This window comes from Streptomyces laculatispora (assembly GCF_017353455.1).
Classification (GTDB): Bacteria; Actinomycetota; Actinomycetes; order Streptomycetales; family Streptomycetaceae; genus Streptomyces; species Streptomyces laculatispora.
In genome coordinates this window covers 1-10,534 of sequence record NZ_JAFMPZ010000372.1, presented here as the reverse complement: position 1 = coordinate 10,534, position 10,534 = coordinate 1, and the positions used below count along the sequence as shown (strand labels likewise).

Annotated in this window: 2 protein-coding genes; both read right to left on the bottom strand. The window is 71.1% G+C overall.

The window, feature by feature from the left end; all coding sequences use genetic code 11:
• Positions 1 to 3,295 (bottom strand): non-ribosomal peptide synthetase (locus tag J1C73_RS19475; RefSeq protein WP_207317534.1); only part of this gene is annotated, 3,295 nt, incomplete at its 3' end.
• Positions 3,292 to 10,534, bottom strand: a 7,243-nt coding sequence (locus tag J1C73_RS19470; protein WP_207317533.1) for a non-ribosomal peptide synthetase, incomplete at its 5' end; no start/stop codon positions are given. The genes J1C73_RS19470 and J1C73_RS19475, both read right to left, overlap by 4 nt.

Sequence of the window (10,534 nt, the reverse complement as noted above, 5' to 3'; positions counted from 1 at the left end):
GGTGGTCGAGGGGGCCCTTGAGGCGCAGGGCGAGGGGGATGTTGTAGGTGGCGGACGGGCCTTCCATCTGGTCGAGGAACCACAGCCGCTGCTGGGCGGAGGAGAGCGGGACGCGCTCCGGCCGCTCCTGGGGCATCAGCGCCGGCCGCCGCTCCCCGCTGCCCTCGGCCGCGATCCGCTCGGCCAGCTGCGCGACCGTCGCGTACTGGAACAGGTCCCGGATGGTGATCTCGGTGTCCCACACGGCGCGGATACGGCTGACGAGGCGGGTGGCGAGCAGGGAGTGCCCGCCGCGCCGGAAGAAGTGGTCGTCGATGGTGACCGACGGCAGTCCGAGAACGGCCGCGAAGAGTCCGCACAGGACTTCCTCGGCGGGGGTCCTGGGCGGGCGGCCCCCGGCGTCGGCGCTCAACAGGGGTGCGGGCAGGGCGCGTCGGTCGACCTTGCCGTTGGTGGTGAGGGGAATCTCGTCGAGGACCACGAAGGCGGACGGGACCATGTACTCCGGGAGCGCGCCGGAGATCTCGCGGTGCACGGCGTCGGTGTCGATCCGGGCGCCGTCGGCGGCGACGAGGTAGGCGGCGAGCCGTTTGTCGCCGGGCCGGTCCTCCCGGACCACGACGGTCGCCTGACCCACACTCTCGTGGGCGGCCAACGCCGTCTCGATCTCACCGAGTTCGATGCGGAAGCCGCGGAGCTTGACCTGCTGGTCGGCGCGGCCGAGGTACTCGACTGATCCCTCGATGTTCCAGCGGACGAGGTCGCCCGTCCGGTACATCCGCGTACCGGGCGCACCGAACGGGTCGGCGACGAAGCGCTCCGCCGTCAGCGAGGCACGGTTGAGGTATCCCTGTGCCAGGCCGGCGCCCGCGATGTACAGCTCGCCGGGTGCGCCGGGAGCGGCGAGTTGCAGGGCGGCGTCGAGGACGTAGACGCGGTGGTTGTCGAGTGGCTCCCCGATGGGGATGGCGCCCGGGTAGTCGACGGGGCGGTGGATGTGGTGCGTGGTGGCGAAGGTGGTGGTCTCCGTCGGGCCGTAGCCGTTGACCACGGTGAGCTCCGGGCAGCGGTCCATGACACGGCGTACCGCCTCGGGCGGCACCACGTCACCACCGGCCCACACCTCACGCACCCCGGCGAACGCCTCGGGCGCCTCCTCCGCCATCACCCGGAACAGCCCGGCCGTCAGCCAGAGCGCGGTGATCCGGTGCTCGGCCAGCAGCCGCTGGTAGTCGGCCGGGGCGAGATGGCCGCGCGGTGCCACCACGACCGTGCGGCCGTTCAGCCACGGCACCCAGATCTCGTACGTGGAGGCGTCGAAGGCGGCCGGTGAGTGGAACAGCACGCGCCGGTGGCTGCCGTTCGCGTACATGGTCTGGGCGGCCAGGTCCGCGACATTGCGGTGGGTGACCGCGACGCCCTTCGGCACCCCCGTCGAACCCGACGTGAACATCGCGTAGACGGGCTGGTCGGGGTGGATGGCGTACGCCGGAGCGGTGGCGGGAAGGTGGCCGAGGTCGGTGGCGGCGCCCAGGACGACGACCTGCGCGTCGGCGTCCAGGACGACCTGGTGGTCCGACAGGGCCTGGTCGGTGAGCAGGACCGGCGCCCGGGTGTCGGCGAGGATCTGGACGAGCCGGCTGTCGGGGTCGGTGGTGTTCAGCGGGGCGTACACGGCCCCGGCCTTGACCACGGAGAGCAGAGCGGTGAGCAGGTCGGTCGAGCGCTCCATCAGGACGGCGACCACGTCGTGCTGCCGGATCCCGAGGTTGATGAGGTGGTGGGCCAGCCGGTTGGTGACCTCGTCGAGTTCGGCGAACGTCAGGTCGTTGTCCTCGTCCACCAGGGCTATGGCGTCCGGGGTACGGGCGGCCTGAGCGGCGAACAGCTCCGCCAGGCTCTTCCCGGACGAGCCGGTGGCGGCGCCGCTCCGCTCCTCCAGGAGCAGCCGCCGCTCGTGCTCGCCGAGCAGGTCGAGGACGGACAGCGGGGTGTCGGGCGAGGTGACCACGGCCTCCAGCAGCCGGTTCAGCCGCGCCATGAGCGCCTCGATCGTCCGGGCGTCGTAGAGATCGGTGGCGTACTCGATGGTGATGTCCAGGCCGTCCGGCCGGCCGTCGCGGGTGCGGTGCTCGGCGAAGCCGAACGTCAGGTCGAACTTGGCGATCTGCAGGGCGCTGTACTCGGTACGGGCGTCGAGCCCCGGGAACCCGATGACGTCCGAACCGGCTTCGCCCATGGTGAGCATCACCTGGAAGAGCGGGTGGCGGGAGGCGGAGCGCTCGGGGTTCAGCACCTCGACCAGCCGGTCGAAGGGCAGGTCCTGGTTGTCCCAGGCGGCCAGATCCGTTGTGCGGACCCTGGACAGCAGTTCACGGAAGCTGGGGTCGCCCGTGACGTCCGTACGCAGCACCAGGGTGTTGACGAAGAAGCCGACCAGTCCGTCGAGTGCTTCGTCGATGCGCCCCGACACCGGGGAGCCGATCGCTACGTCGAGGCCGGCGCCGGAGCGCGAGAGGGCGGTCGCGACGGCGGCCTGCACCGCCATGAACAGCGTGGCGCCGGACTCCCGTGCGAGGTGCGTCAGCCCGGTATGGACGTCGGCGGGCAGGCGGGCGTCGCAGGTGGCGCCCACGTACGAGGCCGAGGCGGGGCGCGGACGGTCGGCCGGCAGCGTCCCCTCCTCCGGCAGTTCCGCCAGCGCCTGCTGCCAGAAGTCCAGTTGCCGTGATCCGGCGCTCTCCGGGTCGTCGCCCTCGCCGAGCAGTTCCTGCTGCCACAGGGTGTAGTCGGCGTACTGGACCGGCAGCGGCTCCCAGTCGGGGGCGGCCCCCCGGACCCGTGCCTCGTAGGCGGTGGCGAGGTCCTGGAGCAGGGGCGCGGTCGAGCCGCCGTCCGACACGATGTGGTGCATCACGATGAGCAGGACGTGCTCCTGCTCGCCGAGTGCGATCAGGCGCGCCCGGACCGGCAGATCGACCGCGAGGTGGAAGACCTGGGCGGACTCCTGCGCGAGGACGGCCGGCAGCGTCGCGGCGTCGGCCGGGACGACCTCCAGTGCGAGCTCCACCTCGTCCTCGGCGAGGATGCGCTGATACGGGGTGCCGTCCTGGTCGGGGAAGAGGGTGCGCAGGCTCTCGTGTCTGCCGACCAGGTCCAGGAGCGCCGATTGGAGCGCCGGGCGGTCGAGTTCACCGTTCAGCCGCACGGCGAGCGGGATGTTGTAGGTGGTCGAGGGCCCTTCCATCTGGGCGATGAACCACAGCCGCTGCTGGGCGAAGGACAAGGGAATCACTTGGTCACTCCCATCCGGCGCATCGGCCGAAGTTTGGGCCGCGCGGCCGCGGCGCCGTCGAGCTTCTCGACGAGCGTGGCCACGATCGGGTTTTCGAAGAGGGTCGCCACGGAGAGCTCGACCCCGAGTACGGTGCGGATCCGGCCCGCGAGCCGGGTGGCGAGGAGCGAGTGCCCGCCGAGGTGGAAGAAGTGGTCGTCGATGGTGACCGAGGTCAGTCCGAGGACCTCCGCGAAGAGACCGCACAGGACTTCTTCCTTGGCGGTGCGCGGTGCGCGCCCGGTGGCGTCGTTGACGATCTGCGGTGCGGGCAGGGCGCGTCGGTCGACCTTGCCGTTGACGGTGAGCGGGATCTCGTCGAGGACGACGAAGGCGGACGGGACCATGTAGTCGGGCAGCAGCCCGGACACCTGTCGCTGTACGTCCCCGGGCTCCACCCGCTCGCCGTCCGCCGCGGTGAGGTAGGCGACGAGGCGCTTGTCGCCGGGCCGGTCCTCCCGGACCACGACGGTGGCCTGGGCCACCCCCGACTGCCCGACGAGGACGGTCTCGATCTCGCCCGGTTCGATGCGGAAGCCGCGGAGCTTGACCTGCTGGTCGGCGCGGCCGAGGTATTCGAGGGACCCTTCGTGGTTCCAGCGGACGAGGTCGCCGGTGCGGTACATCCGCGTCCCGGAGGGACCGTACGGGTCGGCGACAAAGCGGTCTGCGGTCAGCGAGGGGCGGTCCAGATACCCCTGCGCCAGGCCGGCCCCCGCGATGTACAACTCACCCGGAACGCCAGGAGCAACCAGCCGCAGTCCCTCGTCCAAAACGTAGAGCCGGTGGTTGTCCAGGGGCTCCCCGATGGGGATGGCACCCGGGTAGTCGAGGGGGCGGTGGATGTGGTGGGTGGTGGCGAAGGTCGTCGTTTCCGTCGGGCCGTAGCCGTTGACCACGGTGAGCTCCGGGCAGCGGTCCATGACGCGCCGTACCGCCTCGGGCGGAACGACATCACCACCGGCCCACACCTCACGCACCCCGGCGAACGCCTCGGGTACCTCCTCCGCCATCACCCGGAACAACCCGGCCGTCAACCAGAGAGCGGTGATCCCGTGCTCGGCGATCAGCCCCTCGTACGCCGCTGCGTCGAGGTGTCCCGCGGGGGCGACGACGAGGGTGCCGCCGTTCAGCCACGGGACCCACATCTCGTACGTGGAGGCGTCGAACGCCATCGCCGAGTGGAACAGCACCCGCCCGTGATTACCGTTCGCGTACATCGTCTGCGCGGCCAAGTCGGCGACATTGCGATGCGTGACCGCGACACCCTTCGGCACCCCCGTCGAACCCGACGTGAACATCGCGTACACCGGCTGATCCGCATGCACCGCAACCGAAGGATCCGAGGAATCACCCTCACCCCCCACCACCGGACCCAGCACCCGCACACCCGCCGGCACCACCAACGAACCCGCATCCCGATCCGTCACCACATGCGACACACCCGACTGACCAACAATCAACTCCACCCGCTCAGCCGGATACCGGGTATCCAGCGGCACATACACCCCACCCGCCTTCACCACCGCCAACGTCATCACCACAGCACTCACCGAGCGCTCCAGGAACAACGCCACCCGGCCACCCGGCCGCACACCCTCACCCACCAGCACCCGCGCCGCACGGTTGGCCAACGCATCCACCTCACGGTAGGAAAGCTCACACCCCTCCCCCACCACCGCCACCGCATCCGGCGTCCGCGCCACCTGCGCCGCGAACAACGACCCAAGCCCCCCAACAGGAGAACCGGTCACCGCACCCGACCACTCCCCCAACAACAACCCACGCTCACCCCCCGACAACAACTCCAAATCACCCACCGGCACATCCGGAGCCGACGCCGCGGCACCCAGCAACCGCACCAACCGCTCACCCGCCAACTCCACCGACCGCGCGTCATACAGATCCGTCGCATACTCGATCGTGATGTCCAGCCCACCCGGCCGCCCGTCCGCCCCACGATGCTCCGCGAAGCCGAAGGTCAGGTCGAACTTGGCGATCTCCACCTTGGAGAACTCGTACGCCGCTTCCAGCCCCGGGAGTTCGGGGGCCTCGGCCGACATGTCGCCGACGGTGAGCATGACCTGGAAGAGGGGGTGCCGGGCGGTGGTGCGCTCGGGGTTGAGGGCTTCGACGAGCCGGTCGAAGGGCAGGTCCTGGTGGCTCCAGGCGGCCAGGTCGGTCTCCCGGACCCGGGTCAGCAGCTCCCGGAAACTCGGGTCACCACTGGTGTCGGTCCGCAGCACCAGCGTGTTCACGAAGAACCCGACGAGGTCGTCGAGGGCCGGGTCGGTGCGTCCGGCGACGGGTGAGCCGAGCGGGATGTCGTGCCCCGCGCCGGACCGCGACAGCAGGGTCGACACCGCCGCCTGGGCCACCATGAACAGGGTGCTGCCGGTGTCCTGGGCCAGCGAGGTGAGTGAGCTGTGCAGGTCGGCCGGGCAGTGCACGGTGTGGGTGGTGCCCCGGTTGGACGCGGTGGCCGGCCTGGGCCGGTCGGCCGGGAGCGTGGCCTCCTCCGGAAGTTCGGCCAATACGGTGCGCCAGTAGTCGAGTTGGCGCTCCTCGTCACTGCCCAGGAGCCGTTGCTGCCAGAGGGAGTAGTCGGCGTACTGGACCGGCAGCGGCTCCCACCCGGGGGCGGCGCCCTCGGTGCGGGCCTCGTAGGCGGTGGCCAGGTCGCGGAAGAGCGGCCCGTTGGACCAGCCGTCGGAGGCGATGTGGTGGATGACCACCAGCAGGATGTACTCCTGCTCGCCGAGCGAGAGCAGATGGGTGCGGATGGGGGGCTGGACGGCCAGATCGAAGGTGGCCGCCGAGAGGTCGGCCAGTCGCGCGGTGAGCGTCTCCTCGGTGGTGTCGATCAACGGGAGATCGGTGGTGGCCGGGGGCAGGACGTGCTGGTGCGGGGTGCCCTCGTGGGTGGGGAAGACGGTGCGCAGGCCTTCGTGTCGGGCGGTGAGGTCGGTGAGGGCCAGTTCGAGGGCCCGGTGGTCGAGGCGGCCCTTGAGGCGCAGGGCGAGGGGGATGTTGTAGGTGGCGGACGGGCCTTCCATCTGGTCGAGGAACCACAGCCGCTGCTGGGCCGAGGAGAGCGGAATGATCTCCGGCCGCTCCTCGGGCATCAGGGCCGGCCGGGGCAGTTCGCCGCTGCCCGCGGTGACGCACTCCGAGAGGGCGAGCACCGTCGGGTTGCGGAACAGGTCCTTCACGCCGAGCTGGACGCCGAACGCCCGCCGGATGCGGCTGATCAGCCGGGTGCCCAGCACCGAGTGGCCGCCCCGGTGGAAGAAGTGGTCGTCGATGGTGACCGACGGCAGTCCGAGAACGGCCGCGAAGAGACCGCAGAGCACTTCTTCCTGCGGCGTGCGCGGCGCGCGCCCGTTGGTGGCGTGGGCGACCTGGGGCGCGGGCAGGGCGCGTCGGTCCACCTTGCCGTTGGTGGTGAGGGGGATTTCATCGAGGACGACGAAGGCGGACGGGACCATGTACTCGGGCAGGGCGGCCGCGACGTGCCCCCGCAGTTCGGCCACATCGATCCGGGCGCCTTCGGTGGCGACGAGGTAGGCGGCCAGGCGCTTGTCGCCGGGCCGGTCCTCCCGGACCACGACGGTCGCCTGACCCACACTCTCGTGGGCGGCCAACGCCGTCTCGATCTCACCGAGTTCGATACGGAAGCCGCGGAGCTTGACCTGCTGGTCGGCGCGGCCGAGGTACTCGACTGATCCCTCGATGTTCCAGCGGACGAGGTCGCCCGTCCGGTACATCCGCGTACCGGGCGCACCGAACGGGTCCGCGACGAAGCGCTCCGCCGTCATGCCCGGCCGGCCGAGGTAGCCACGGGCGAGGCCGGCACCGGCGATGTACAGCTCGCCGGGGGTACCCGGGGGCACGAGCCGCAGTCCCTCGTCCACCACGTAGACCCGGTGGTTGTCCAGGGGCTCGCCGATGGGGATGGCACCCGCGTAGTCGAGGGGGCGGTGGATGCGATGGGTGGTGGCGAAGGTGGTGGTCTCCGTCGGACCGTAGCCGTTGACGACCGTCAGCTCCGGGCAGCGGTCCATGACACGGCGTACCGCCTCCGGCGGCACCACGTCACCACCGGCCCACACCTCACGCACCCCGGCGAACGCCTCCGGAACCTCCTCCGCCATCACCCGGAAGAGCCCGGCCGTCAACCAGAGTGAGCTGATTCCGCGCTCGGTCAGCAGCCCGCCCAGGGTCCCGGGGTCGAGGTAGCCCGGGGGTGCGACCACGACCGCGCCCCCGTTCAGCCACGGCACCCAGATCTCGTGCGTCGAGGCGTCGAAGGTGTGCGGCGAGTGGAAGAGCACCCGGGTGTGGCCGCCGTTCGCGTACATGGTCTGGGCGGCCAGGTCCGCGACGTTGCGGTGGGTGACCGCGACGCCCTTCGGGACGCCCGTCGAGCCCGACGTGAACATCACGTACAGCCACTGGTCGGGATGGGCAGGCAGTGCCGGGGGCGTCGCCGGGAGGTGGGCGAAGTCCGCGGTGCCGTCGAGCACGACGGTCTCGGCGGCGGTCCGGGCGACGACCGGGTGATCGGCCAGCACCTTGTCGGTGAGCAGGACCGTCGCGCCGGTCTCGGCGAGGATCCGCGACAAGCGGGTGTCGGGGTCCGCGGTGTTGAGCGGGGCGTAGACACCTCCGGCCTTGACGACCGCGAGGAGCCCGGTGAGCAGGTCCGCCGACCGCTCCATCAGGACGGCGACGACGCTCTCCGGCCGGACGCCGAGGCCCACCAGGTGGCGGGCCAGCCGGTTGGCGTCCGCGTCCAGTTCCGCATAGGTCAGTTCCCGGTCGCCGTCGACCAGGGCGATCGCGTCCGGGGTGCGGGCGGCCTGCGCGGTGAACAGCTCCGCGAGGCCGTCGTCGCAGGAGCCGGTGACCGCGCCGTTCCATCCCTCCAGCAGCTGGTGTCGCTCGTCCGGTCCGATGAACTCCAGCTCACCGACCGGGATTTCGGGGCGCTCGACGGCGTCGCCCAGCAGCCGGACCAGCCGGTCGGTGACGGCCTCGACCGTGCCGGCTTCGTACAGGTCGGTGGCGTACTCGACCCTGATGTCCAGCCCGTCCGGGCTGCCGTCCGCCGTGCGGTGCTCATGGAAGGAGAAGGTCAGGTCGAACTTGGAGATGTCCAGCGACGTGAAGCCCGACTCGGCCGAGATTCCCGGGAGTTCGACGGAGGGGGTGACGGCTTCCTGAAGGGTGAGGACCACCTGGAAGAGCGGGTGCCGGGCGGTGGAACGCTCAGGGTTGAGGGCCTCCACCAACCGGTCGAAGGGCAGGTCCTGGTGGGCCCAGGCCGCGAGATCGGCTTCCCGGACCCGGGTCAGCAGTTCACGGAAGCTCGGGTCGCCCGTGAGATCCGTACGCAGCACCAGGGTGTTGACGAAGAAGCCGACCAGGTCGTCGAGGGACTGCTCCGAGCGGCCCGCGATCGGGGCGCCGATCGGGATGTCCTCCCCGGCGCCGGAGCGGGACAGCGCGGTGGCGACGGCGGCCTGGGCCACCATGAACAGCGTGCTGCCGGTCTCCCGGGCCAGCCGTGTCAGCGCGTCGTGCAACGCCGCGGGAACGTGGACGCCGTGGGTGGTGCCGCGGTAGGTGGCCACTGCGGGACGGGGGCGGTCGGCCGGCAGGGTGGCCTCGTCGGGCAGCCCGTCCAGCGTGGTGCGCCAGAACTCCGCCTGCCGCTCACCGTCCGCCGCGAGCAGTTCCTGCTGCCAGAGGGTGTAGTCGGCGTACTGGACCGGCAGCGGCTCCCACGCGGGGGCGCCGCCCCGGGTGCGCGCCGTGTAGGCGGCCGTGAGGTCCCGCAGCAGCGGGGTGGTGGACCAGCCGTCGGAGGCGATGTGGTGCATCACCACCAGCAGGACGTGTTCCTCGGCCCCGAGTGTGAAGAGGGCGGCCCGGAAGGGCAGTTCGGATTCGAGATCGAAGCTTCGCGCGGCGTGCCGGCCGAGCACCGCCTCCAGCGTGTCCTCGTCCGCCGCGATGACGGGCAGTTCCACCCGGACCTCGGCGCCCGGGAGCTGCCACTGGTAGGCGGTGTCGTCCGCCATCCCGAAGAGGGTGCGCAGCGACTCGTGCCGCACGACCAGGTCGGTGAGGGAGAGCTGGAGGGCTTGCGTGTCGAGTGCGCCCGTGAGGCGCAGGGACAGCGGAATGTTGTACGTCGCCGACGGCCCCTCCAGGTGGTGGAGGAACCAGAGGCGCTGCTGGGCCGAGGAGAGCGGCACCCGCTCCGGCCGCACCGCCTCCCGCAGGGCGGGGCGTTGCACGGCCTCCTCGCCGCCCGCTTCGACGTACTCGGCCAGCGCGGCCACTGTCGGGCCCTGGAAGAGGTCCCTGACCGTGATCTGGACGCCGAAGGTCTGCCGGATACGGCTGATGAGACGGGTGGCGAGCAGGGAGTGCCCGCCGAGGTGGAAGAAGTGGTCGTCGATGGTGACCGAGGCCAGTCCGAGGACCTCCGCGAAGAGACCGCACAGGACCTCCTCGCCCGGCCCACGGGGTGCGCGCCCGGTGGCGTCGTTGCCAAGCTCCGGTGCGGGCAGGGCGCGTCGGTCGACCTTGCCGTTGACGGTGAGCGGGATCCCGTCGAGGACGACGAAGGCGGACGGGACCATGTAGTCGGGGAGCGTGCCGGCCATGGCGCGGCGCACGGACTCGGTGTCGATCCGGGCGCTGTCGGCGGCGACGAGGTAGGCGGCCAGGCGCTTGTCGCCGGGCCGGTCCTCCCGGACCACGACGGTCGCCTGACCCACACTCTCGTGGGCGGCCAACGCCGTCTCGATCTCACCGAGTTCGATGCGGAAGCCGCGGAGCTTGACCTGCTGGTCGGCGCGGCCGAGGTACTCGAGGGACCCTTCGTGGTTCCAGCGGACGAGGTCGCCGGTGCGGTACATCCGCGTCCCGGAGGAACCGAACGGGTCCGCGACGAAGCGGTCTGCGGTCAGCGAGGGGCGGTCCAGATACCCCTGCGCCAGGCCGGCCCCCGCGATGTACAACTCACCCGGAACGCCAGGAGCAACCAGCCGCAGTCCCTCGTCCAAAACGTAGAGCCGGTGGTTGTCCAGGGGCTCCCCGATGGGAATGGCACCCGCATAGTCCAGCGGACGGTGGATACGGTGCGTGGTGGCGAAGGTCGTGGTCTCCGTCGGGCCGTAGCCGTTG